We start from the raw sequence: 23,837 nt of genomic DNA on the forward strand, positions 1-23,837 counted from the left end.
AGTAACACGCAAGGCGTTTTGCTTTCCGGCCTAACGACTCAACAAAGCCTTATTGGCAAGATCGTTCAATTGATCTAGCGATTAAGAACTTGCCTTAATCTGTCTTGTGCAACCTCAACCAGAAGATCCGGCTGAAACTTAGAAATAAATCGATCACAGCCAACTTTCTTAACCATCGCATCGTTAAAGCTGCCACTTAACGATGTGTTCAAAGTGACGTAAAGGTCTTTCATACGTGGATCACTACGCACTTCATGCGTGAGCTTATAACCATCCATCTCTGGCATTTCTGCGTCGGTGATCATCAGCAATAACTCTTCAACAACGTTTTTACCCTCATCACACCAAGATTTCAGTAGATTAAGAGCTTCAAGACCATCACGGCATTCAATAATATTTAACCCTAGCTGAGAAAGCGTACCGCGCACTTGAGCACGGGCTGTCGATGAATCGTCAACAATTAAGACCTTGCGACCGACCATTTCATTGACCAGCTCCTGATCAAGCACCCCTTCAGAAATTGAAATATCGTAATCGATGATCTGAGCGAGTACTTTTTCCACATCAATAATTTCGACAATCTCCTGTCGCTTATCCTCTTTAACATGAGTAATTGCAGTCAAGTAAGTTGAACGACCTGCGGTTTTCGGCGGTGGCTGAATCTCTGTCCATGCGGTATTGATAATATTACGCACCTGACCGACTAAGAAGCCTTGAATACTACGGTTATACTCGGTAATGATCAGGTTCTCTTCTTGATTTTCAAGGCGTGATGGCGGAAAGCCAATCGCAGCTCTAAGATCGATCACAGGCACCGATACGCCACGAAGTGACGCAACCCCTGTAATATGATGGTGCGAACCGGGCATTTTCGTCATCGGTGGCACTTTAATCACTTCGCGGACTTTAAACACGTTAATCGCGAATAACTGTCTGCTGTTTAAACTAAATAACAACAACTCAAGGCGGTTTTCGCCGACAAGGTTTGTTCGTTGGTCAACGGTATTTAAAACTCCAGACATACTCATTCTCAACCGGTGTGTATATAACAAAGGTAGTCTATAGCAAGACTAAGATAAAAATAAACCCACATATCATTTCAGATTATATGGGTTTACCTCAAATATAAAGGAGAGCTAAAGCTCAGAAACGCTACCCTTCTATAACCTTCATCAATAAAAGGCCATCGTAGAGCGCTTGCTTAACCAACGCAGCACCAGGCATAGTGGCTTGTTTGTAAAAGCGTGATTCCACCAACTCTAAATCTTGGTGGTAAACGGGCAGACTCTGCTCTTCAATACAGGTCTGAATTGCAGGATAGAGCACGTCTTTTGCTTGATTGATGACGCCGCCAATCAGCACCTTTTCTGGGTTGAATAGGTTGATAACGATCGCTATCGCCGAGCCTAAGTAACGGCCGAGCTTCTCAATCACATCAACTGCCAATGGATCGCCGTTGGCCGCTGCTTCACAAATTTCTTCAACTGAAACTTCTTCGATAGCAGACAGTGACGACTCTTCGCCTCGTGCAATACGTTCGCTGACTTCATTGCGAATCGCTTGAGAACTCGCCACTGTTTCAAGGCAGCCTCGATTACCACAGTGGCACTGTTTTCCACTTGGATCGATTTGAATATGGCCTAGCTCACCGATATTACCATGGCGCCCTTGCAGCACGCGTCCATCCAATATGATGCCCGCCCCCAAGCCATGGTGGATAGAAATCAACACCGAATTTTCATTATCTTGAGAGTGGCCAAACAGTTTTTCAGCCAAAGCCCAAGCGCGAGTATCATTTGCAACAAACACAGGTAAGCCCGTCGCTTTATAAATCTCAGGGCCAAGCGGCAGATTTTCAACATTGTAGTGCGGCATTTGCAGCACAATACCTTGTTCCGAATTGACAAGACCTGGCAAAGTAATCGCAATACTGGTAACACGATCGAGTTGGTCGGCATAAGTTTGAAAAAACTCATCAATTTCATGCAGTAAACGGGCTAGTACGTCATCTTGATCAACTTCATGTATGTCAATTTTGGTGTCGATGAGTACATCTCCACCCAACTCGTGCAGCGCGATGGTCAAATAACCGCGACCAAGGCGCATAGACAGAAACTGCCAACCCTCGTTATTGACTTGTAAGCCAACAGCCGGTCGACCGCGACTGGTCGCTTCTTGGACCGTGGTTTCATGGATCAGATGCGCCTCGATAAGCTCTCGGGTAATTTTGGTGATGCTCGCTGGTGCAAGCGCACTTTTTTTCGAGAGATCTATTCGAGAAATAGGACCTTTTTGATCAATGAGTTTATATACACGGCCAGCATTGACCTGCTTGATGTGATCAATATGGCCTGGTTGAGCCATGTACATAGAGTGCTCCGAATATCAATAACCTAGTAATTTTTTTACTTTGCGAAGTAATTGTGAAGAGCTTTGATGAATCGCCGTGACAAGGGTCACGTATAAACATTTTTGTTTGTGTTGTGAATCAAATAGCGAACTATTAATCACAGTCCAGATTGATTTTTTTTGCGTTAATAATTATGTCTATAATCATACTTGCATCGCTTTAATCACCGCCAAGTGGCGATTTCAAAACACGATGGCACCGCGGGTATATACTTAACCTTAACAGTAATAATGATTAAGTAGAAAGATCCGTGCTCGCCTTTTAGAGTGTGGACTTGGCAGATTCAACTCAAGGAGAACCGAATGACTGCAATCCAAAGAAGAACCAAAATTGTTTCAACCCTTGGACCTTCAACCGATCAACCTGGTGTACTTGAATCTATTCTCGAAGCGGGTGTCAACGTAGTACGAATGAACTTCTCTCACGGTAGCGCAGATGATCATCGTGAGCGGGCAACACGCGTCCGTAATATTGCGGCTAAATTAGGCACTCACGTGGCAATATTAGGTGACCTGCAAGGACCTAAAATTCGTGTTTCAACGTTTAAGCAAGGTAAAATCCAGCTCAATATTGGCGATATTTTCACCCTAGATAGTACGCTTCCAGCTGGTGAAGGGAACGAAGACGCTGTCGGCCTTGACTACAAAGCTCTGCCAGATGATGTTTCAACCGGTGATATTTTGTTGCTTGATGATGGGCGTGTACAACTGCAAGTGATCAGTGTTAACGAGACTCAAGTACGAACCAAAGTCACGATTGGTGGCCCGCTATCAAACAATAAAGGGATCAATAAAAAAGGCGGTGGATTGTCGGCAGATGCCCTTACCGAAAAAGACAAGAAAGACATCTTACTTGCGGCGGAAATCAACGTCGATTATCTCGCCGTCTCTTTCCCACGTAATGGCGAAGACATGCATTATGCTCGTAGACTTGCTACCGATGCTGGACTTCAAGCACGACTGGTTGCAAAAGTCGAACGCGCAGAGACCGTTGCAACAGAAGAGAACATTGATGACATCATCCTTGCGTCTGACACCGTTATGGTCGCGCGTGGTGATCTTGGGGTAGAAATAGGCGACCCTGAATTAATCGGGGTACAAAAACAGCTCATTCGACGCGCCCGTGCACTCAATCGTACTGTAATTACCGCAACCCAGATGATGGAATCGATGATGGAAAACCCGATGCCAACCCGTGCAGAAGTGATGGACGTCGCTAACGCCGTGCTCGACGGTACCGATGCTGTGATGTTATCCGGTGAAACAGCAGCAGGTAAATACCCAATAGAAACCGTACGTTCAATGGCAGAAGTGTGCTTAGGCGCGGAAAAAATGGCCGCCATTAACCGCTCAAGTTATCGTATGGAGTCGGTATTTGACAGTGGTGAAGAAACCATTGCGATGTCGACTATGTACGCCGCCAATCACATGCGAGGAGTGAAAGGCATTGTGACATTAACCGAATCTGGTCGCACGGCTCTTATGATGTCTCGTCTGAGTTCGGGCTTACCCATTTTCGCTCTGTCACGCAACGAACGTACTCTGAATCTTTCCGCACTCTATCGCGGCGTGTTCCCAGTCTATTTCCACGATAAGTCAGATACAGGACTCGCCACAGCGCAAGCAGCAGTGGCAACTCTAAAACAACGCGGCCTACTCGACGATGGTGATTTAGTTATCATTACTCAAGGTGATGTGATGGATGTAATCGGTTCAACGAACTGTCTACGGATTTTAGCCGCTTAACCCTTTCATCAAATAAAGGTAATCATCAAGTAACATCAAGGGAGCCTGGGCTCTGTTGGTGTTACTTTTAATTGGTCATAGAAATAGGCGGCGCGGCACATTGAGAAAATAGCTCCACAAAACGATAGCCGGCATCTAACCCGAGCTGATAGTCATGGAGTAACTCCTCTTTCTCGCTCATCAATGAATTCGATTTCAGTGGCTGTTCAGGTCGAATCTGAATAATAAAGCAATCATCGGGTGGCGAATTTAAGAAGTCTTGGGTTAGCGAGTAAGTTTGATAGTGAACCATCAGCATGTCCGCTAAGCTCGAGTCAAACTTATCGCCGATTAGATGGCTCAAACGGTAGACTTCATCTGCACCAAACAACCAACGACCGCCATTAAGTGATTCGGTTTTACCATCAAGACTATTTTGTTGAACCGCACGTTGCATTTGATAATTAAAAAAAGCACTCCAATCTTGCTTCCACTGGCCTAGCTTCTCTTGCCATTGCCCTTGGATCACATTAAATGAATCTTTCAACCATGTAACCTGAGGCTCCTGATTGACCTCTACGGTGCCTGTTGCTAAATCATGCCCCTCGGTACGAATCACAACAATACAACGCGCCTCTCGACGCCAGGCTTCTTGTACGGGTATTGATGCCGACACTCCACCATCAACATACTCTCCATGTGGAAATTGCACTGGCTGATGATAAAGACGAGGGATTGCACAAGTTGCTATTAACACTTGTCGCCAATCGTCTTGTAGCATGGGTAAGTAGTGATCATGTAAACGCGTTGTATCTGTAACCGCAGCAAAAGCCTCTCGTCCCTGCAGCATTTTACGCCCCATATCGATATCAAGCCGATAGGGGTAAGCACTGATTTTATCTAATGCCCAATCAAGGCCAAGAAACTGCTTGCGGCGGATATAACGGAACAGTTGAAAAAATTCAGGATCAGTGGTTAGGTCTAAGATAAAGGAACGCCCTATTCCACGTTGGCGACATAAGAACCCACACAGATTCAGCGCACCCGCTGACGTGCCATAAAAAGAGTGGAAAGGATCAAAGTTGGAAAGAAGAAAGGCGTCTAAAACACCAGCAGTAAAAATACCTCGCTGGCCGCCACCTTGAGCAACCAGAGCATTTTTACCACCAGTGTACCGCTTGAGTCGTTCACTATCGAGATGTACAGCAGCGTTGGTAATAACACCGCAGTTTTTCATACTGAGCCCTACGCTGATGTTACAGCAGTAATAGCAAAGCCGAGTATCATCGCAAAAGCGCACGCGGTGATCAGTAGAGCTAATTTAAGATCGTGTTCCATAAACACCTCCTGATTGTGTAACAAAGTAATAACATCAACCTGATATATCTTCAATAAATACGCTTTTTTCGCGCAAAATTATGGTGTTAGCGTCACACTATCCAAGCATTATTGACCACTATGTCATCACCCAGTAAAGAGCGCGACAAAGGAAAATCAAACAAACCGTCACTACTAGCATCAACTTGACGCTTAACAAACGTAAAAAAGGAGGCCGAAGCCTCCTTTTATCAATGATGAGTTAGTGGGGATTAACCGTTGTTACGGATCCACTCATCCATTTCTGTTTTCAGGTTGTCAGACTTAGTACCGAAAATTGCCTGAACACCACCTGCTACAACAACTACACCTGCGGCGCCAAGTTGTTTTAGTTTCTCTTGGTTAACTGATTCTGTATCAGCAACCGCAACACGTAGACGAGTGATACACGCATCAAGACCTGTGATGTTCGCTTTACCACCAAATGCGGCAACAAGTTCACCCGCTAAGTCAGAACCAGAAGTCATAGCAACGTCTTCAGATTCATCTTCACGACCAGGAGTCTTAAGGTCCATCGCTTTGATAACTGCGCGGAAAACTACGTAGTAGATTGCAGCGTATACAAGACCAACAGCAACCATCAGACCCATTTTCTGAGCGTTACCCGAAAGAACTAGGAAGTCGATCAGACCGTGTGAGAATGAAGTACCGTGTACAAAGCCTAGCGTGTTAGCAACAACGTAAGCAGAACCTGCAAGTAGAGCGTGGATTCCGTACAGTAATGGCGCAACGAATAGGAACGAGAATTCGATTGGCTCTGTGATACCAGTTAGGAATGAGGTCAATGCCGCAGATGCCATGATACCCATTACTTTCGCACGGTTTTCAGGCTTAGCAGAATGAGCGATAGCAATCGCCGCCGCTGGTAGACCGAACATCTTGAACATGTAACCACCCGCTAGCTGACCGAAGCCATTACCAGCAGCACGAGATGCTTCATCAGCAACTAGGTAACAAGTTAGAACACCGTTCTGAGCTTCACCCGCCGCGTTAATACATTTACCTGCTTCGAAGAAGAATGGTACGTTCCAAACGTGGTGTAGACCGAATGGGATTAGAGAACGCTCAACGATACCGTAAATACCGAACGCTAGTTGAGGGTTTTGATCTGCAGCCCAATGCGAGAAAGAACCAATGGCTGCACCAATTGGTGGCCATACGACAGAAAGTACGAAGCCAAGTGCGATAGCAGCGAAACCAGTAATGATTGGTACAGCACGCTTACCAGCGAAGAAGCCAAGGTATTCTGGAAGTTGGATTTTGAAGAAACGGTTGAATGCCCAAGCAGCAACACCACCGACTAGGATACCACCTAGTACACCTGTGTCGATTTTTTCTACGCCCATAACACCAGCCATTACGCTAAGTGTTGCGGTCATAATGCCGTAACCAACGATAGCAGCAAGACCTGCTACACCGTCGTTATTTGTAAAGCCTAGTGCAACACCTACAGCAAATAGCAGTGCCATTTGACCGAAGACTGAACCACCAGCCTGTTCCATTAGATTAGAAACGATTTCTGGAATGAAACCAAGGTCGGCAGCACCGACACCTAGTAGTATACCCGCAACAGGAAGTACTGATACTGGAAGCATCAGAGACTTACCTACCTTCTGCAGGTTTGCAAAAAGGTTCTTAAACATGTTTATGCTCCTGATAAATTATAAGAATTATTGGGCTCTAACGGCACACCCCCGTAGCCTATAATGTTAGCACCCTAAGAAAATGTAACCACATATGACAGTATATTTTCTGCCTCTAAATATATATTGCGTGTAATCAAACTTTCTAGTTAGTTACGAAATTTAGTTTCAAACTAATAGATAGATCACAATCCACACCTCAAATTGAAATGGATTGCAAAGAATTAACCTATTGATTTAATTGTATTTAGTGACAGACCTGATTAATTTTGATGGGTAAATAAAATAGACGAGGTTGTTATTTTCTGTAACAAATTTACAAGACGACTTTAGCTGCTCTCAACTTCAACAAATTTAGTAAACAATAGCCAATTTTAAACTTATCGTGACTGTTCGCACAAAAAAAAGGAGCCATCGCTCCTTTTTTGTTCAAAACTCATTTTCTATCTCAAAAAAAGATTTTTGAAGTTTTCGCTAGTTTTCTGTCCAACTTCGTGTAACGAACAGCCTTTTAGCTGTGCGATGTACGCGGCGACTTCAACAACATAAGCTGGTTGGTTCTGTTTCCCTCGGTGAGGAACAGGGGCAAGATAGGGCGAATCGGTTTCAATCAATAGGCACTCTAACGGCAAAGCTTGAACAACTTGCTTCAGTTCAGTCGCTTGCTTGAACGTTACAATACCTGAAATTGAGATATAAAAACCGAGTTCTATTGCCGCCTTGGCAAAAGCAAGATCTTCGGTAAAGCAGTGGATCACTCCGCCGCATTTATCCGCATTGCCTTTGCGCAAAATGTCGAGCGTATCTTCTCTGGCATTGCGGGTATGGATGATGAGCGGCTTGTCTAACTTAACGGCCAACTCTACTTGCTGTTCAAATCGCAGTTTTTGCAATTGCGCCGTTTCGGGTTGATAGTGATAATCTAACCCCGTTTCACCAATAGCGACAACACGTGGGTGTGACGCATATTCGTGCAACGTATCTAAAGCAAAGTCACTTTCAACATCAAGTGGATGTACGCCACAAGAAGCATAGACGTTTTCATAAGGTTCGATCATCGCGAGCATATTTGGAAACGAATCAAGCGTAACCCCAACGGACAATAGTTCTCGGACATTTGCGGCGTTGGCTTTATCTATTACATCTTCAATGCCTTGGTGAAGATCTTGATAATCGAGTTTGTCTAAATGACAGTGAGAGTCTACGAACATGTTTCCTCGTTAAATTTAAATAACCAATCCAAGATAAGCAGTTCAGCATTAAGCCCTGAATGCTGGCGGAGTTGTTCCATCAAAGCCAGTAAAGCTTGTGATTGTGAGTATAGCTGCTGATAAGCAACCACGTTGGCAAGTGCTTGAGACCCCGGCGTAAAAAATGCCATGTTTAAACCATAATGCACTTTTTGAGCATCAGACAAGAGATACCACATCCAATTGAGTTGCTCGTGTGGCTCTGTGGCAAGTTCTTTGGCCAACTTAACCACATCACCGGAGCGCTGGCACCAAGCAGTCAATTGAGCTTCTAAAGCCAAGTAACGACTCATTTTATCTTGTTCAATAAACGCGAGCGTCGTAATGGGCGCATTGCCATTGATATGCGCCGCATATTCAGGAACCGTACCGCTAAACTGTTGACTCAACCATTGGGCAACCAACTGTGATTCAGGCGCCGTTAAGTGCCATTGTTGACAACGGCTAGTAATGGTCGGTAATAAGGCACTTGAACGGTGACTGACCAATAAAAACAGACAGGTTTTAGAGGGCTCTTCCAACGTTTTCAATAATGCATTGGCCGCGGATTCATTCATCGCCTCAGCAGGTTCAATGACAAACAAACGCAAACCAGACAACTGCGAAGATTCGTGCGCTAAGCGGTTACATTGACGAATTTGGTCGACCGTAATCGCTTTACCCTCTTTTTCAGGCTTGATGATGTGAAAGTCGGGATGACTTTGAGAATTCATCAACTGACAGCTATGACAAAACCCACACGCCTCTGCTGGGTAGTTTTGGCACATTACTGCACGGCTAAACTGATCAACTAACTGTTCAGCCCCCATCCCTTGCTCGGCAAGCAACAGTGCTGCATTTGAAAAGCGATCCGTTTGCAAGTTTGTCTGCCACTCACTCCACAGGTGAGTTAACCAAGGATAAAGCTCATTCATAGACTATGTATTTAACCAGTTAGTGATAACGAGGCGAATATCCTTCGCCACTTGTTCAATCGACTGTTCGGCGTTAACCACGACAACCGTATCATCATTTTCCGCTAGCTCTAGATAACGCGCACGGGTACGGTCAAAAAAGCTCATATCCATCTTCTCGATGCGATCTAACTCACCACGTCCACGGGCACGTTCAAGGCCAATTCGCGGGTCAAGATCCAAATAGAGGGTTAAGTCAGGCTTAAAGTTACCTAACGTAGTTTGCTTAAGTGCAGCCATCGTCTCACTTGGGATCTGACGACCGCCCCCTTGATAAGCTTGAGAAGACATGTCGTGGCGGTCACCCACCACCCACACACCATCAGCTAGAGCAGGCTTGATAACATTTTCGACCAACTGAACGCGAGCGGCGTACATCAGCAGCAGCTCTGTCATATCTTGCAACTCTTCGCCTTCATGCTCTTGTTTGACCAAAGTGCGTAACTTTTCGGCCAAAGCAGTTCCACCAGGTTCACGGGTATTGCGGATGCGATCAACCCCCGCTTGTTTCAGCGTGTCTAGAACAGCATTAATTGCGGTACTTTTCCCCGCCCCTTCTAGGCCTTCGATGACGATGAATTGTGCGTTTTTCATTGGTTACTTCTTAATTGTTTTAAATAAGCGCGAACCGCGCGGTTATGCTCGACAAGTGTTTTAGAAAACACGTGCCCACCGTTACCACTGGCGACAAAATAGAGGTAGTCACTTTGCTCTGGGTTGAGAGCAGCAGCGATAGAGGCTTCTCCCGGCATCGCAATCGGCGTCGGTGGCAACCCCGCGATCGTATAGGTGTTATATGGCGTCGGCGTGCGCAAATCTTTTTTACGAATGTTGCCATCGTATTTATCACCCATACCATAAATAACTGTCGGATCTGTCTGCAATCGCATCCGTTTATTAAGTCGATTGATAAACACTGACGCCACCCGTTCTCGCTCTGAGTCGATGGCGGTCTCTTTCTCAATAATAGAAGCCAGTATTAAGGCCTCGTAGGCTGATTTTAGTGGTAACTTTTCTTGACGCTGTGCCCAGTGCTGGTCTAACACGATTTGTAACTTATCCGCAGCGCGTTTAAGAATATCAAAATCAGACGCACCAAACGTGTAATGATAAGTCTCCGCTAAGAACAACCCCTCGAGTTTGCTATGTTCTAATCCAAGCTTCTGCCCAATTTGAGCTTCACTAAGCCCTTGCAGTTCGTGCTCTAAATACGGCGCGCTACGCAAAATCTCAAGCCACTGTTTAAAAGTCGATCCTTCAATAAAAGTAATCGCAAACTGGTGCTCTTTACCCTGCTTAAATTCCGCTAAGGCTTCAGCTAACGTTAAGTTAGGTTCAAGTAAGTATGTACCCGCTTTCAATTGAGTTAGTTGCGGGTAAAAACGACGAACTAACTTCACCCAATCACTTGGATTGATTAGATCAACTTGGGTAAGATTGATGAGAACGCGGTTAAAGCTGGTTCCTGGTTCAATGGTAAAAATTTGTGCTTCTTTAAGTTGAAGCGGCTGGGTAATGTACTGCTCGACTTGTTTGGTCACGTATGAGTAACCCGCCGTTAGAAAAACAGCGACAAAGAGCAACAAGAGAGCGATTTTTTTAATCACGACTCGACCATCTCCTGAATTCGTGTAGTTATGATTCCAATATCAAAGCGTTGTGACCCTATTTGACGAACAGGTGCAACGCCAAGCAAAGAGTTGCAGATAAACACCTCTTGTGCCTGGGTTAAGTCCGAGAGAGGAAACTGGCCTACCTCAACCTTAATCGCCTCCTTTTGTGCCCAATCCAGAACGACACGACGCATCACACCGGAAACACCACAAAGGGATAAATCAGGGCTAAACAGGGTGTTATTTTGCCACCAAAAAAGATTCGCCATGGTCGTTTCGACCACGTTGCCTTTTATATCCAACGCAACGCCATCGGCAAACCCGCGGCGGTCCATCTCACCTTTAAGCAAGACTTGCTCGAGGCGGTTGTTATGTTTATGACCAGCTAGCACAGGGTTGTGACCCAATCGTGTTTCACATACACCTAGCGGCACCCCCTCTTGGCACCATTGTTCATAGTGAGAGGGATAAATAAAGTCGTTAATAGTAACATTTGGTGAGGTGACTTGAGTAGGGCTATATCCACGTCCGCCTTCGCCGCGACTGATATGTAACTTTAATCCGGCCTTGTGATCATCGCGCATCACACTACTCAGCCATTTTTCGACCAACAGCCAATCAGGATGGGGAATGTACAGTGCATCCAAACAATCGTTCATGCGCTGAACATGAAGGGACCAGTGCTGAATAGCACCATCACGGGTGAGCATGGTGGTAAAACAGCCGTCACCGTATTGGAATGAGCGATCGGTCAATGCAATTGACTCAGCGCGAATACCATTAAGCAACATATCATTTCCTTATGAACACACAACAAACTGACTATTAGAGGCTATTAAATAACAAAACGGCTTAATGCCAAAGCAGTAAGCCGTTTTTATTGAGTTTGCGAAGTCTAATTAAATCTTCTTGAACACAAGCGAGCCGTTCGTACCACCAAAGCCAAATGAGTTACAGATGGCGTAATCCATCGACACTTTTTGCGCTGTATGTGGAACGAGATCGATATCGAGATCGTCTTCAGGATTATCTAGGTTGATGGTTGGTGGAACAATTTGGTCCACCAAAGACATCACGGTAATAATCGCTTCAACGGAGCCGGCAGCACCCAATAAATGGCCTGTCATAGACTTGGTCGAAGAAACTTTAACTTGTTTCGCCCCTTCTTGGCCTAGAGCACGTTTAACGCCTTTAATTTCGGCAACGTCGCCTGCTGGCGTAGACGTACCGTGAGCATTAACATAACCGACTTGAGTACCAGTGATACCTGCATCACGCATTGCCGCTTCCATTGCCAATGCACCACCTGAACCATCTTCACTTGGTGAAGTCATGTGGTAAGCATCGCCAGACATACCGAAGCCAACAAGCTCTGCATAAATCTTTGCACCGCGCGCTTTAGCATGTTCGTACTCTTCAAGCACAATCACACCTGCACCGTCACCTAAGACGAAGCCATCACGATCTTTATCCCATGGACGAGACGCTTTTTGTGGTTCGTCATTACGAGTCGACAGTGCTTTAGCAGCACCAAAACCAGCCATACCAAGCGGTGTAGATGCTTTTTCCGATCCGCCTGCAACCATCGCGTCTGCATCGCCGTATGCAATCATACGAGCCGCATGACCAATGTTATGAAGACCGGTTGTACACGCCGTCGAGATCGCGAGATTCGGACCACGTAGACCACGCATAATAGATAAGTTACCTGCAACCATGTTAACGATGGTTGATGGAACGAAGAACGGGCTAACTTTACGTGGGCCTTTTTCAACTAGTGCGGTGTGACCTGTTTCAATCAACTCTAGGCCACCAATGCCTGAACCGATCGCTACGCCAACACGTGCCGCGTTTTCTTCGTTAATTTGTAAACCAGAGTCATCTAAAGCTTGTATACCCGCTGCAATACCGTACTGGATGAAAAGATCCATTTTACGAGCATCTTTCTTCGACATGTATTCTGTGCAGTCGAAATCTTTCACTAAGCCCGCAAAGCGAGTTGAGTAATTTTCGGTATCAAAATGGTCGATATTACCGATACCACTTTGACCAGCTAGCAGGGCTTTCCAAGATGATTCTACGCTGTTGCCTACCGGTGACAACATACCCATGCCAGTGACAACAACACGACGCTTGGACACGATTTTATTCTCCGGAATTGAAATGATTCTATGGAAGGATAGAAGTGTTTAAAAGAACACAGGCGGCCAGAAGGCCGCCTGGGAGAGATATTACTGAGCGCTGTTTACGTAGTCGATTGCAGCTTGAACAGTAGTGATTTTCTCAGCTTCTTCGTCTGGAATCTCAGTGTCGAATTCTTCTTCTAGAGCCATTACTAGTTCAACAGTGTCTAGAGAATCAGCACCTAGATCGTCAACGAATGAAGCTTCGTTTTTAACTTCAGCTTCGTCTACACCTAGCTGTTCAACAATGATTTTCTTTACGCGTTCTTCGATGTTGCTCATTTTTCTTTTCCTTTACAGATTTCGCTCAATGCGATGATTCCGTAGTTTATTAGAACTACTGAAAGTTGCAAGAGGGACCTTGCTGGTCAAACCACAATTTTAGCGATTTTAACCGAAATTCAATACATTTTTGACTTAAATCATGCACAAATGTTGCGCACATCTATGTCAATTATCACAAACTATAGGCTATTTTAATGACAATAAGTAGCCTAGTTGGCGACATTATGGACAAATTCACTGTCGTTGCAGAAATTTGAGTGAAAATTAATGAAAAAATTCCTCAATTCTGCAGGAAAGCGATTTACACCATGTACATACCGCCATTTACATGCAAAGTTTCGCCTGTAATATACGCCGCTTCCGGTGAAGCAAGAAAGACAACGGCTGAAGCGATTTCACGCGGATCACCTAAACGACCTGCTGGTACATTAGTAAGCGTCGTTGCACGCTGCTCATCGTTTAGTGCTTTCGTCATATCGGTTTCAATAAAACCAGGCGCAACCGTGTTGACAGTGATACCACGAGACGCCACTTCACGTGCCATCGATTTAGTGAAACCTATCACGCCTGCTTTAGCAGCAGCGTAGTTAGTTTGACCTGCGTTACCCATAGTACCCACAACAGAACCGACGTTGATAATACGACCTGCACGTTTTTTCATCATGCCACGCAATACTGCTTTTGACATACGGAAGATAGGCGTTAGGTTTGTATCGATGATGTCGTTCCACTCATCGTCTTTCATTCGCATCAGTAGATTATCACGAGTGATGCCCGCGTTGTTCACTAGGATATCAATCACGCCAAACTCTTCATTGATCGCTTTCAGTGTTGCTTCGATGGATGTCACATCCGTCACGTTAAGCGCCATACCTTTGCCATTATCACCAAGGTATTCACTGATCGCAGCTGCGCCGCCTTCAGAAGTCGCAGTACCGATTACCGTCGCACCGCGCTCAACCAACAGTTCAGCGATAGCACGGCCAATTCCGCGACTAGCACCCGTCACTAGAGCAATTTTGCCTTCTAGATTCATCATGTTCTTCTTTCCTATGATCTGTAAGTTACTTTGCAGCGTCTAACGAAGCGATGTCGTTCACAGCAGCGCCACTCAGTGTCTTCACGATACGTTTAGTCAGGCCTGTCAGAACTTTACCTGGGCCCAACTCTAATAGTTTTTCTACGCCTTGATCACTCATTAGCTGTACGCTTTCAGTCCAACGTACTGGGTTGTATAGCTGACGAACAAGCGCATCTTTAATTTTCGCAGGTTCCGTCTCTGCAATCACATCAACGTTATTGATGACAGGCAACTGAGGGGCATTAAATTCAATCTCTTCAAGCGCCACGGCAAGCTTATCTGCCGCAGGTTTCATTAATGCGCAGTGGGAAGGAACAGAAACTGGCAACGGTAAAGCACGTTTTGCACCCGCTTCTTTACACAATGCACCCGCGCGTTCGACGGCGGCTTTACTACCCGCAATCACCACCTGACCTGGTGAGTTAAAGTTGACTGGCGAAACAACATCGCCTTGAGCTGCGTCTTCACACGCTTTAGCAATCGCACTGTCGTCAAGACCGATGATGGCATACATGGCACCAGTACCTGCAGGTACCGCTTCTTGCATTAACTGACCGCGCAGTTCAACCAGTTTGATCGCTTGTTTAAAGTCAATCACACCAGCACACACTAGTGCTGAGTACTCGCCTAAACTGTGGCCCGCTAGGTTAGCCGGTTGTTCTAGACCAAGATCTTGCCAAACGCGCCAGATAGCAACAGATGATGCTAGTAATGCTGGCTGAGTACGATGCGTTTGATTAAGATCCTCAGCAGGACCATTTTGAACCAAAGCCCAAAGGTCATAGCCAAGAGCGTCAGACGCTTCAGCAAATGTTTGTTTAACTACGTCATACTGTTCGCCAAGCTCCGCTAGCATGCCAACTGCTTGAGAACCTTGACCTGGAAATACGATAGCAAACTTGCTCATTATCTATTCCTTAAACCATTTTCTTTCATAAAAGAGAACAAAGAAAAGATGCCAATACTGGCACCTTTAATTGTAATTATTCTGCTGCAGGTTAGAACTTAACCAATGCTGAACCCCAAGTAAATCCGCCACCGAATGCTTCAAGCAACAAAGTTTGCCCGCGCTGAATTCGACCATCACGCACGGCTTCATCGAGTGCCGTTGGTACTGTCGCCGCTGAAGTGTTGCCGTGTTTATGTAGCGTGATAACCACTTGGTCAAGCGACATTGAAAGCTTTTTGGCTGTCGCTGAGATAATGCGATAGTTCGCTTGGTGTGGAACCAGCCAATCTAATTCAGACTTATGCATACCATTGGCAGCCAGCGTATCTTTTACCAGTCGCGACAATTGAGTAACCGCCACTTTAAAGACTTCATTACCCGCCATATGTAACCATTTATTCGCATCTTGACCGCGAATAGGCACAGGTAGGCTAAGCAATTCGCCAAATCGACCATCTGAATAAATGTGAGTTGAGATGATACCTGGCTCTTCACTTTGACCAACCACCACCGCACCCGCACCATCACCAAACAGAATAATGGTTGAGCGATCGGTAGGATCACAAGTTTTAGACAAAGCATCTGCGCCGATAACTAGCACATTTTTGCACATACCCGATTTGATATGTTGATCGGCAACAGACAAGGCATAAACAAACCCTGAACACGCAGCTGCCAGATCAAATGCAGGACACCCTTGAATATCAAGTTTGGCTTGAACTTGACATGCAGAAGAGGGAAACGTGTGGCTGCTACTGGTTGTTGCGACAATAATCAAATCAATCGCATTCTTATCAATACCTGCCATTTCGATAGCATTTTTTGCAGCGATATAACCCATGTCGGCAACTGTCTCGTTTTCAGCAGCAATACGACGCTCTTTAATACCTGTGCGAGCGACAATCCACTCATCACTGGTATCTACCATTTTCTCTAGATCTGCGTTAGTACGCACCTGAGATGGCAGGTAGCTGCCAGTACCTAAAATTTTGCTATACATGAAGACTAATAATGCCTCTCGAGTAAAACCGCTTCCAAACGATCACTAATACGGGTGGGTACTTGTCGTTTGACCTCATGCAGTGCTTCACCAATCGCGTTGATGACTGCGTCTACATCAGCACTTCCGTGGCTTTTTATGACAATGCCGCGCAATCCTAGCAAACTTGCGCCATTATACTGGTCGGGGTTCAATGTTTTTAGCTCGTTAAATAGCTCAGAAAATAATTTTCTTGCAATCCAACCCTTTATCGATGAAGCCATCATGCTTGATTTTAGCTTGTCAATAAAGAGCTGAGCAGTACCTTCACATGTTTTAAGGCACACATTGCCCACAAAACCATCACAAACAACAACGTCTGCGGCATCGTGGAGTAACTGATTACCTTCAATATAGCCAACAAAATTGACCGATTGAGTTTGAGATAACATTTCTGCGCAGCGCTTGACAAGATCATTGCCTTTGATTTCTTCTGCGCCAATATTCAAAATTGCCACTCTCGGCGGTCTTTGCAGGTATTGCTCAGCTAATGCACTGCCCATGACGGCAAATTGAAACAGCGAATCGGCGTCACTAGAAACGTTAGCACCTAAGTCTAACATCCAAGTTCGGTTGCCCGATGCCGTCGGCAAAGCAGTGGTAAGCGCAGGGCGTTCAATACCAGGGAGCAGTTTCAATTTAAAACGGGATAACGCCATCAATGCGCCAGTGTTGCCACAACTTACGCAAGCATCAGCTTGATTGGCAGCGACCAAGTCAATTGCGGTGCCCATAGAGCTACCATGACTATTTCTAAGCGCGAGGGAAGGTTTTTCTGAGTTGGAAATCACTCGGTCAGTATGCTCAATACTCAAACGAGTATCAGACTGATAACCAAGAGAAGATAATTGAGATGTGATCGAAGCTTGATCACCAATTAGGGTCACTTTTAGCTCTGGGAAATGCGACAGTGCCTGCACGGCGGCAGGCACTGTGACGCGAGGACCGAAATCCCCGCCCATTGCATCAAGTGCAACGGTTATATTGTGCAAAGGTCAACCTTACTTGTTGATAACCTTTTTGCCACGGTAGTAACCTTCTGCAGTTACGTTGTGACGTAGGTGAGTTTCACCTGAAGTTGCGTCTACAGAAAGTGCTGCTGTAGTTAGGGCATCGTGTGAACGACGCATACCACGCATTGAACGTGATTTCTTGCTCTTTTGTACGGCCATTGACCCTACTCCTATGTAAGTTCTTAAAGAATTACTTCTTTAAGCTTTTTAAAACGTCAAATGGATTCGGTTTCTGCTCTTCCACAATCTCTTCTGGAATATCACCAAACACCATATTATCTGGATTAACGCTACAGTCCGCTTCATCGTGCATTGCTATTTGAGGCAAATTTAAAATGAACTCGTCTTCAACTAACTCAATTAGGTCTAACTCACCGTACTCGTTCAGATCTACCAAATCGTACTCTTCCGGTGCTTCCTCATCAGTCTTTTCACCGTGATACGGTGTATAAGTGAATTGGACATCGCACTGATGTGCGAAAACCTCATTACAGCGTTGACACTCTAAGTCGACTACGATGTTAGCTTTACCAGAGATAACAACGAGTCGCTGCTCATCTAAGTCAAATGACAGTGACACTTGGGCGTCGCGTTTAACGCCTTCGACTGATTCCTCTAAACGCTTAAAGAGACTGACTTGAATAATACCTTCAACATCAAGTCGCTTTTGAGCAGCGCGTGTAGGATCTATCGTACGCGGTATTTTTACCTTTTGCATAGGGCGCGAATTCTATCTTCCAAATCGTTTAGAGTCAAAGAAAAAGGGGAAAAAGTTAGACTTTTTTTCCTTATCAGTTTCGGAGTTAGTATCAAAGCGATAATATCGATCAATCTCGTTCTAACTCATGATTCGATTGTAAATTAAAATGCAAAATTACCAACTAGTTTTAGCTTCTACGTCACCATATCGTCAGCAATTGCTCAATAAACTAGCAATTCCCTTTGTTACTGCGTCACCAGATTGCGATGAAACACCACTTAGTGGTGAATCTCCTATCGAACTGGTCCAGCGTTTAGCTCAGGAAAAAGCCCAATCTTGCCTAACCGAGGGCGCGAGCCTTGTCATTGGCAGTGACCAAGTGTGCGTTATTAACGGTAATATCATCGGTAAGCCACTTACTCGCGATAAAGCAATTGATCAACTGACTCAGCAAAGCGGACAGTCGATTCAGTTCTACACGGGGTTAGCACTACACAACAGCGTCACCGGACAAACTCAGGTAAAAATGGATACCTTTACGGTTCACTTCCGATCACTGAGTCCACAACAGATCGAGCACTACGTTGATAAAGAACAACCTTTCTACTGCGCTGGCAGTTTTAAGAGTGAAGGGTTAGGTATTGCCCTATTTGAGCGTTTGGAAGGCAAAGATCCGAACACATTAGTTGGTCTGCCTCTGATCGACTTGATAGATATGCTGCAATCGCAAGGGTTTGAAGTGCTTTAGCGAGGCAGTGAGTAACGGTTGACGTTTTTGCGTCAACCGTTACTCACAGTTTAGTGACGATGGTCATTGCCACCGCTACAGGCAACGATTTACGTTGTTAAAGTTTACGTAATCCAGCTAATGCTTGCTCTAGCTTGGGCTCCATTGGGGCATTGATCTCCATCCACTCATCATTCGATGGGTGTTGAAACTTAATATTAGCCGCATGAAGGAACAAACGGTCTAAACCAACTTTACTGGTGTACGCATCGAAACGTCGGTCCCCGTAACGATCATCCCACGCAATCGGATGACCTGCATATTGGCTATGGACACGAATCTGGTGCGTTCTGCCTGTAATTGGACTCGCTTGAACGAGCGTCGCTTGAGCAAATTTTTCAAGGATCTTGAAGCGTGTTTCCGACGCTTTACCATTAGGGTGGACTCGCACAATACTGTTCACTTCATGTTTCAGTAATGGCGCATTGACGACTTTACAACTGCTTTTCCATTCGCCCATAACCAGTGCAAAGTAGAATTTCTTGACTGTTTTCTCACGAAATTGAGCTTGCAGATGACGAAGCGCCGAACGTTTTTTTGCAACCAGCAAAATGCCAGAAGTATCGCGATCAATACGATGCACTAGTTCCAAAAACCGAGCTTCAGGACGCAATGCTCGCAGTGCCTCTATCGCGCCAAACTTTAGTCCACTTCCTCCGTGCACCGCGGTACCAGACGGCTTGTTAAGAATGAGCATGTGATCATCTTCATGAATGATCATATGCTCAAGCTCTGCCACCTTATTAAGCTTAGTGCTCGGAGCAACCTCATCGGCTTGTTCCTCAATCGTCACCGGTGGAATTCTGACCAAATCGCCCGCTTTGAGTTTGTACTCAGCTTTAACGCGTTTTTTGTTGACGCGAACCTCACCTTTGCGCACGATTCGGTAAACCATGCTTTTGGGGATACTTTTCAATTGGTTGCGTAGGAAGTTATCAATACGCTGACCCGCCATATCATCGTCAATATCGACGAACTGGACTTTCGTTCTAATTTCACTCATGGGTTTATTCTAACACTCAAAGTTGCGCAAAATCACATTTTCTACGCAACATATTGGAAAATTGGCGGACTAAGAATGGCTTGCAAATCCGCTACGAACAGAAATTCATCAATTTTCTTACAAATATCAAGATGAAGCCCGATTAACTCGAAAAAACAGTTGCTTATAAATGATAAAAACGAATTTTTTAGCGTTTTATTATAAAGCAGATTGCTGAGTTTAGTGGGTACTGCTATAGTTCACACCTGCAAACTATGATTTGGTTGCATTTTAAACAAACCAACTCATATTTGAGCAAAAAATCGAGTAGCCCGTTAATCTACCAAAATGCAGCACACGGCGTAAGACATTTTTGGAATTAACACCTTATCGTCCTACTCATCACTCATCATGTTGAGTGTTTTAACGCCACAAATGTGGCTCACAAGCTGTACGAGAAATGCTTGTGAGACTGACGTGCCCGAGAGCATCCCTCCAGCCGGGAGGCTGCACTGATTAAGCCATGGGATCAGGCACCGTGATAGTGATAGCAACGATAAGAACACAAAACGAAGAATGACAACGAGATCTATCAATGAAAAGAATGTTAATTAACGCAACTCAAAAAGAAGAGTTGCGTGTTGCTTTGGTTGATGGTCAGCGCTTGTACGATTTGGATATCGAAAGCCCTGGACATGAATCAAAAAAAGCAAATATCTACAAAGGACGTATCACACGCATCGAACCAAGCCTTGAAGCGGCTTTCGTTGACTACGGTGCAGAAAGACACGGTTTCCTCCCTCTAAAAGAAATTGCCCGCGAATATTTCCCTGAAGGTTACACTTATCAAGGTCGTCCAAGCATTAAAGAAGTGCTTAAAGAAGGCCAAGAAGTAATCGTACAAGTCGAAAAAGAAGAACGTGGCAGCAAGGGCGCAGCTCTTACTACTTTCGTTTCTCTTGCAGGTAGCTATCTTGTTCTGATGCCAAATAACCCTCGAGCTGGCGGTATTTCTCGCCGTATCGAAGGCGATGAACGTACTCAACTCAAAGCAGCATTGAGCACTCTGGAACTGCCGCAAGGCATGGGCCTGATTGTACGTACTGCTGGTGTGGGTAAAAGCGCTGAAGAACTTGAATGGGATCTTAACGTGTTGCTTAACCATTGGGGCGCGATTAAACAAGCCTCCGATACCAATGCAGCACCTTTCTTAATCCACCAAGAAAGTAACGTTATTGTTCGCGCTATTCGTGATTATTTACGTCGCGATATTGGCGAAATCCTGATCGATAGCAACACGATTTATGAACGTGCGCTTGAGCATATTCGTCTAATTCGCCCTGACTTCGTGAGTCGAGTGAAGAAATACGATGGCGAAGTACCACTATTTAGCCACTACCAAATCGAAAGCCAAATCGAGTCGGCTTTCCAACGCGAAGTGCGCTTGCCTTCTGGCGGTTCAATAGTTATTGACCCAACGGAAGCCTTAACCTCTATTGATATCAACTCTGCTCGTGCAACAAAAGGCGGTGATATCGAAGAGACAGCATTAAACACAAACCTTGAAGCCGCAGAAGAAATTGCTCGTCAGCTTCGCCTTCGTGACTTAGGTGGTCTTGTTGTTATCGATTTCATCGATATGACACCCGTCCGTCACCAACGTGAAGTTGAAAACCGTCTTCGCGACTCAGTAAGAATGGACCGCGCTCGTGTTCAAATTGGCCGAATTTCTCGTTTTGGTCTACTTGAAATGTCACGTCAACGCCTTAGTCCATCACTGGCAGAAGCGAGTCATCATATCTGTCCGCGCTGTACCGGTACCGGTGTCGTTCGCGACAATGAATCACTAGCTCTGTCTGTACTTCGTCTTATCGAAGAAGAAGCACTCAAAGACAACACAACCCAAGTATTGGCGGTTGTTCCTGTCCCTATCGCTTCTTACTTACTTAACGAAAAACGCCGTTCAGTTAACCATATTGAACGCATTCAAGAAGTTAAGATTACCGTTGTTCCAAACTCTGACATGGAAACACCGCATTTTGATGTGGTCCGTGTTCGTGATGGCGAAGAGTTCGATCTTCTGTCTTATCTTCTACCGCAAAAGATTGATGCGATGAAGGAAGCGGAAGGTAAAGAGCCAGTTGAAAGCGAAGCGAGACCAAAGCGTCTGGAAGAACCAGCGTTAAAAGGTTTTGCCTCGCCAAGTCAATCTGCTCCTGCGCCAACAGCGATAGCGCCAAAAGCACCAGAAAAAGCGCCAGAGAAAAAAGCGGCGACTGTTGCAGAGCAAGAATCACAGCCAGGCCTAGTAACACGCTTTTTGAAAGCGTTAGGCGGCTTCTTGTCTGGCTCTGCCAAAGAAGAAGAGAAACAGCCGGAAGAACAGCAACCTAAAGAAAAAGAAGAGCGTCGCGAAGGTAACCGCAACAATCGCAATCGTCGTCCTCGTAACGATAATCGTCGTCGTAACAACCGCGATACTCGCAACGAAAAACCGGATGAGAAACGCGACAACAAGCGTAAAACGTCGCCTCGCGACGACACACCAGATGAAGTGAAAGGTAACGACCGCAACAAACAGCAAAACCGTAAGCCGAAGCAAGAACCGCGCAATAAGCGTGATGATGCTAAAGCAAGCAAAGTCGCTGAAGAAGGTCTGAAACTTGCCACCGACGCTCAACAAAGTGACCAACCTGAAGTACGCAAAGAGCGTGTTGAAGAGAAAACGGTCAAAATTAAAGAGCGTCGCCAACGTCGTAAGATGACGAAGCAAGTTCGAGTTAAAGATCAGGTAGCGCAAGCTGAATCAGAGCAAAAAGCGAAACAAATCGCAGTTGAAGCAAAAGCGGATACTGTTGAAGAGAAAACGCTAGCAGCACAAGATGCTGAATCAGAAGAGCAACCTAAACAACGTCGTAACCGTCGCTCACCACGTCATCTGCGTGCAAGTGGCCAGCGCCGCCGTCGCGGACGCGATCGCCGCCCTAACCCATTCCGCCTTCGCAAAGGTGGTGTTGCTTCTCCTGAGATGGCAATGGGTAAAGTGATGCCAAGTTACGGTATTACCAAACCAGCGCCAAAGCAGAAGCCAAAAACTGAGCCTGTAGTTGCAGCCGATAACGCTGAAATGACGAGCCCAACGTTAGGTGGATTCGCGTGCCCTGAAATGGCAATGGGTAAAGTTATTGTTCGCCGTGAAGACACGATTGTTGAGCCAGTAGTTGATACTGCGCCAATCACTCCAATCGTTGAAGCTCCGGTTGAAGCCGTTGAAACAACTGAACCTGTGGTCGAAACCGTACAAGCTGCGATTGAAACCGTACAGCCAGTAGTAGAAGCAGTGACAGTAGAAACAACGGTAGAAACAGAGCAAGCTTCTGTTGAAATTGAGCCAGTGCAAGCCGAAACGAAAGTTGAAGTTAGCAAGCCTGAGAAAACAGAAATTGTACTACCACCGAACCTTAAAGGTCACGCTTCAGCACCGATGGCGAAAGCCTCAGGTAACACTGAAGTCAAAGAGGTCACTGTTGTGGCAGCACCGCTTAAAGGTGAGCGTTACGACGCTCGTGGTGCAGGTAGTCAAGTTGCGCGTAGTCAAGCGGGCGCAGCAATGACCAAACCTCAGTACTAAATCTCTGAGTAAACCCGATTAAACAGCCTCTTAAACAAGAGGCTGTTTTTTTATTTGTCACACCGTTATTACCCATTCCAATCACAGCGTCTATTGCCGACAAAGCTTATATAAAGTGCGACATCTATTTGTCACAAATATTGCTCAAACTTTGTATCAATCTTGAACTTAATCACACTTTTCTGTAGCATGCGCCCACTCGATCTGAATTGTTTTA

Annotated in this window: 22 protein-coding genes; 3 read left to right on the top strand and 19 right to left on the bottom strand. The window is 45.4% G+C overall.

The window, feature by feature from the left end; translation table 11 throughout:
* Window positions 1-74: 74 nt before the first annotated feature.
* Window positions 75-1,022 (bottom strand): chemotaxis protein CheV, encoded by a 948-nt coding sequence (locus ViNHUV68_RS09345; RefSeq protein WP_038172867.1) that lies wholly within the window; start codon window positions 1,020-1,022, stop codon window positions 75-77.
* Window positions 1,023-1,152: 130 nt separating this feature from the next.
* Complete coding sequence (locus tag ViNHUV68_RS09350; protein ID WP_391087649.1) at window positions 1,153-2,370, bottom strand: ROK family protein; 1,218 nt, start codon at window positions 2,368-2,370, stop codon at window positions 1,153-1,155.
* A 342-nt stretch (window positions 2,371-2,712) separates the two neighbouring features.
* Here ViNHUV68_RS09350 and pyk point away from each other — a divergent pair, with 342 nt between their 5' ends.
* Entirely contained in the window at window positions 2,713-4,155 is a 1,443-nt protein-coding gene (pyk, locus tag ViNHUV68_RS09355) for a pyruvate kinase (RefSeq protein ID WP_038172870.1), read from the top strand.
* A 67-nt stretch (window positions 4,156-4,222) separates the two neighbouring features.
* Here pyk and ViNHUV68_RS09360 read toward each other — a convergent pair whose 3' ends face one another.
* The 16 genes from ViNHUV68_RS09360 to yceD form a co-directional block, all read right to left on the bottom strand.
* Window positions 4,223-5,371, bottom strand: a complete 1,149-nt coding sequence (locus ViNHUV68_RS09360; protein ID WP_391087652.1) for a patatin-like phospholipase family protein — start codon at window positions 5,369-5,371, stop codon at window positions 4,223-4,225.
* 8 nt (window positions 5,372-5,379) lie between these two features.
* On the bottom strand, window positions 5,380-5,472 hold the full coding sequence (locus ViNHUV68_RS09365; RefSeq protein ID WP_157631111.1) for a YnhF family membrane protein: 93 nt from the start codon (window positions 5,470-5,472) through the stop codon (window positions 5,380-5,382).
* 251 nt (window positions 5,473-5,723) lie between these two features.
* Window positions 5,724-7,154 (bottom strand): PTS glucose transporter subunit IIBC, encoded by a 1,431-nt coding sequence (gene ptsG / locus ViNHUV68_RS09370; protein ID WP_391087655.1) that lies wholly within the window; start codon window positions 7,152-7,154, stop codon window positions 5,724-5,726.
* Window positions 7,155-7,597: 443 nt separating this feature from the next.
* A complete protein-coding gene (locus ViNHUV68_RS09375) occupies window positions 7,598-8,365 on the bottom strand; it encodes a YchF/TatD family DNA exonuclease (protein ID WP_391087658.1) in 768 nt (255 codons plus the stop codon).
* Window positions 8,356-9,318 carry a DNA polymerase III subunit delta' gene (locus ViNHUV68_RS09380; RefSeq protein ID WP_038172876.1) on the bottom strand — a complete coding sequence of 321 codons (963 nt, stop codon included), beginning with the start codon at window positions 9,316-9,318 and terminating at the stop codon, window positions 8,356-8,358. The genes ViNHUV68_RS09375 and ViNHUV68_RS09380 overlap by 10 nt, the downstream gene beginning before the upstream one ends.
* A gap of 3 nt (window positions 9,319-9,321) precedes the next feature.
* Window positions 9,322-9,951 carry a dTMP kinase gene (tmk, locus tag ViNHUV68_RS09385; protein ID WP_038172877.1) on the bottom strand — a complete coding sequence of 210 codons (630 nt, stop codon included), beginning with the start codon at window positions 9,949-9,951 and terminating at the stop codon, window positions 9,322-9,324.
* Window positions 9,948-10,964, bottom strand: coding sequence for an endolytic transglycosylase MltG (gene mltG / locus ViNHUV68_RS09390; protein WP_391087661.1), 1,017 nt, complete (start codon window positions 10,962-10,964; stop codon window positions 9,948-9,950). The genes tmk and mltG overlap by 4 nt, the downstream gene beginning before the upstream one ends.
* Window positions 10,961-11,761 (bottom strand): aminodeoxychorismate lyase, encoded by an 801-nt coding sequence (pabC, locus tag ViNHUV68_RS09395; RefSeq protein WP_391087664.1) that lies wholly within the window; start codon window positions 11,759-11,761, stop codon window positions 10,961-10,963. Before pabC ends, mltG begins: the two co-directional genes overlap by 4 nt.
* 108 nt (window positions 11,762-11,869) lie before the next feature.
* Window positions 11,870-13,111 carry a beta-ketoacyl-ACP synthase II gene (gene fabF / locus ViNHUV68_RS09400; RefSeq protein ID WP_038172881.1) on the bottom strand — a complete coding sequence of 414 codons (1,242 nt, stop codon included), beginning with the start codon at window positions 13,109-13,111 and terminating at the stop codon, window positions 11,870-11,872.
* 90 nt (window positions 13,112-13,201) lie between these two features.
* Window positions 13,202-13,435: an acyl carrier protein gene (gene acpP / locus ViNHUV68_RS09405; protein ID WP_004406112.1), complete on the bottom strand. Its 234-nt coding sequence runs from the start codon at window positions 13,433-13,435 to the stop codon at window positions 13,202-13,204.
* A 304-nt stretch (window positions 13,436-13,739) separates the two neighbouring features.
* Window positions 13,740-14,474 (bottom strand): 3-oxoacyl-ACP reductase FabG, encoded by a 735-nt coding sequence (gene fabG / locus ViNHUV68_RS09410; protein ID WP_391090305.1) that lies wholly within the window; start codon window positions 14,472-14,474, stop codon window positions 13,740-13,742.
* 28 nt (window positions 14,475-14,502) lie between these two features.
* Window positions 14,503-15,426 carry an ACP S-malonyltransferase gene (gene fabD, locus ViNHUV68_RS09415; RefSeq protein WP_038172883.1) on the bottom strand — a complete coding sequence of 308 codons (924 nt, stop codon included), beginning with the start codon at window positions 15,424-15,426 and terminating at the stop codon, window positions 14,503-14,505.
* Between the two features lie 91 nt (window positions 15,427-15,517).
* Entirely contained in the window at window positions 15,518-16,468 is a 951-nt protein-coding gene (locus ViNHUV68_RS09420; protein WP_038172884.1) for a beta-ketoacyl-ACP synthase III, read from the bottom strand.
* Between the two features lie 5 nt (window positions 16,469-16,473).
* Window positions 16,474-17,499 carry a phosphate acyltransferase PlsX gene (gene plsX / locus ViNHUV68_RS09425; protein ID WP_038172885.1) on the bottom strand — a complete coding sequence of 342 codons (1,026 nt, stop codon included), beginning with the start codon at window positions 17,497-17,499 and terminating at the stop codon, window positions 16,474-16,476.
* Between the two features lie 9 nt (window positions 17,500-17,508).
* Window positions 17,509-17,679 carry a 50S ribosomal protein L32 gene (gene rpmF / locus ViNHUV68_RS09430; RefSeq protein WP_004414666.1) on the bottom strand — a complete coding sequence of 57 codons (171 nt, stop codon included), beginning with the start codon at window positions 17,677-17,679 and terminating at the stop codon, window positions 17,509-17,511.
* Between the two features lie 31 nt (window positions 17,680-17,710).
* Entirely contained in the window at window positions 17,711-18,238 is a 528-nt protein-coding gene (gene yceD / locus ViNHUV68_RS09435; RefSeq protein ID WP_038172887.1) for a 23S rRNA accumulation protein YceD, read from the bottom strand.
* Between the two features lie 148 nt (window positions 18,239-18,386).
* On the opposite strand from yceD, the gene ViNHUV68_RS09440 reads away from it, so the two are divergent.
* A complete protein-coding gene (locus ViNHUV68_RS09440; RefSeq protein ID WP_038172888.1) occupies window positions 18,387-18,968 on the top strand; it encodes a nucleoside triphosphate pyrophosphatase in 582 nt (193 codons plus the stop codon).
* A gap of 97 nt (window positions 18,969-19,065) precedes the next feature.
* Here the strand turns inward: ViNHUV68_RS09440 and rluC are convergent, their stop codons facing one another.
* Complete coding sequence (rluC, locus tag ViNHUV68_RS09445) at window positions 19,066-20,010, bottom strand: 23S rRNA pseudouridine(955/2504/2580) synthase RluC (RefSeq protein ID WP_038172890.1); 945 nt, start codon at window positions 20,008-20,010, stop codon at window positions 19,066-19,068.
* Between the two features lie 574 nt (window positions 20,011-20,584).
* Here rluC and rne point away from each other — a divergent pair.
* A complete protein-coding gene (gene rne / locus ViNHUV68_RS09450; protein ID WP_391087674.1) occupies window positions 20,585-23,620 on the top strand; it encodes a ribonuclease E in 3,036 nt (1,011 codons plus the stop codon).
* Window positions 23,621-23,837 lie beyond the last annotated feature (217 nt).

Source organism: Vibrio sp. NH-UV-68, assembly GCF_042940635.1.
GTDB classification, from domain to species: Bacteria; Pseudomonadota; Gammaproteobacteria; order Enterobacterales; family Vibrionaceae; genus Vibrio; species Vibrio pacinii.

Coding starts and splice junctions, on each gene's coding strand:
- ViNHUV68_RS09345 (WP_038172867.1), bottom strand. CDS start 1,022: ATGTCTGGAGTTTTAAATACCGTTGACCAACGAACAAACCTTGTCGGC.
- ViNHUV68_RS09350 (WP_391087649.1), bottom strand. CDS start 2,370: ATGTACATGGCTCAACCAGGCCATATTGATCACATCAAGCAGGTCAAT.
- pyk (WP_038172870.1), top strand. CDS start 2,713: ATGACTGCAATCCAAAGAAGAACCAAAATTGTTTCAACCCTTGGACCT.
- ViNHUV68_RS09360 (WP_391087652.1), bottom strand. CDS start 5,371: ATGAAAAACTGCGGTGTTATTACCAACGCTGCTGTACATCTCGATAGT.
- ViNHUV68_RS09365 (WP_157631111.1), bottom strand. CDS start 5,472: ATGGAACACGATCTTAAATTAGCTCTACTGATCACCGCGTGCGCTTTT.
- ptsG (WP_391087655.1), bottom strand. CDS start 7,154: ATGTTTAAGAACCTTTTTGCAAACCTGCAGAAGGTAGGTAAGTCTCTG.
- ViNHUV68_RS09375 (WP_391087658.1), bottom strand. CDS start 8,365: ATGTTCGTAGACTCTCACTGTCATTTAGACAAACTCGATTATCAAGAT.
- ViNHUV68_RS09380 (WP_038172876.1), bottom strand. CDS start 9,318: ATGAATGAGCTTTATCCTTGGTTAACTCACCTGTGGAGTGAGTGGCAG.
- tmk (WP_038172877.1), bottom strand. CDS start 9,951: ATGAAAAACGCACAATTCATCGTCATCGAAGGCCTAGAAGGGGCGGGG.
- pabC (WP_391087664.1), bottom strand. CDS start 11,761: ATGTTGCTTAATGGTATTCGCGCTGAGTCAATTGCATTGACCGATCGC.
- acpP (WP_004406112.1), bottom strand. CDS start 13,435: ATGAGCAACATCGAAGAACGCGTAAAGAAAATCATTGTTGAACAGCTA.
- fabG (WP_391090305.1), bottom strand. CDS start 14,474: ATGAATCTAGAAGGCAAAATTGCTCTAGTGACGGGTGCTAGTCGCGGA.
- fabD (WP_038172883.1), bottom strand. CDS start 15,426: ATGAGCAAGTTTGCTATCGTATTTCCAGGTCAAGGTTCTCAAGCAGTT.
- ViNHUV68_RS09420 (WP_038172884.1), bottom strand. CDS start 16,468: ATGTATAGCAAAATTTTAGGTACTGGCAGCTACCTGCCATCTCAGGTG.
- rpmF (WP_004414666.1), bottom strand. CDS start 17,679: ATGGCCGTACAAAAGAGCAAGAAATCACGTTCAATGCGTGGTATGCGT.
- yceD (WP_038172887.1), bottom strand. CDS start 18,238: ATGCAAAAGGTAAAAATACCGCGTACGATAGATCCTACACGCGCTGCT.
- ViNHUV68_RS09440 (WP_038172888.1), top strand. CDS start 18,387: ATGCAAAATTACCAACTAGTTTTAGCTTCTACGTCACCATATCGTCAG.
- rluC (WP_038172890.1), bottom strand. CDS start 20,010: ATGAGTGAAATTAGAACGAAAGTCCAGTTCGTCGATATTGACGATGAT.
- rne (WP_391087674.1), top strand. CDS start 20,585: ATGAAAAGAATGTTAATTAACGCAACTCAAAAAGAAGAGTTGCGTGTT.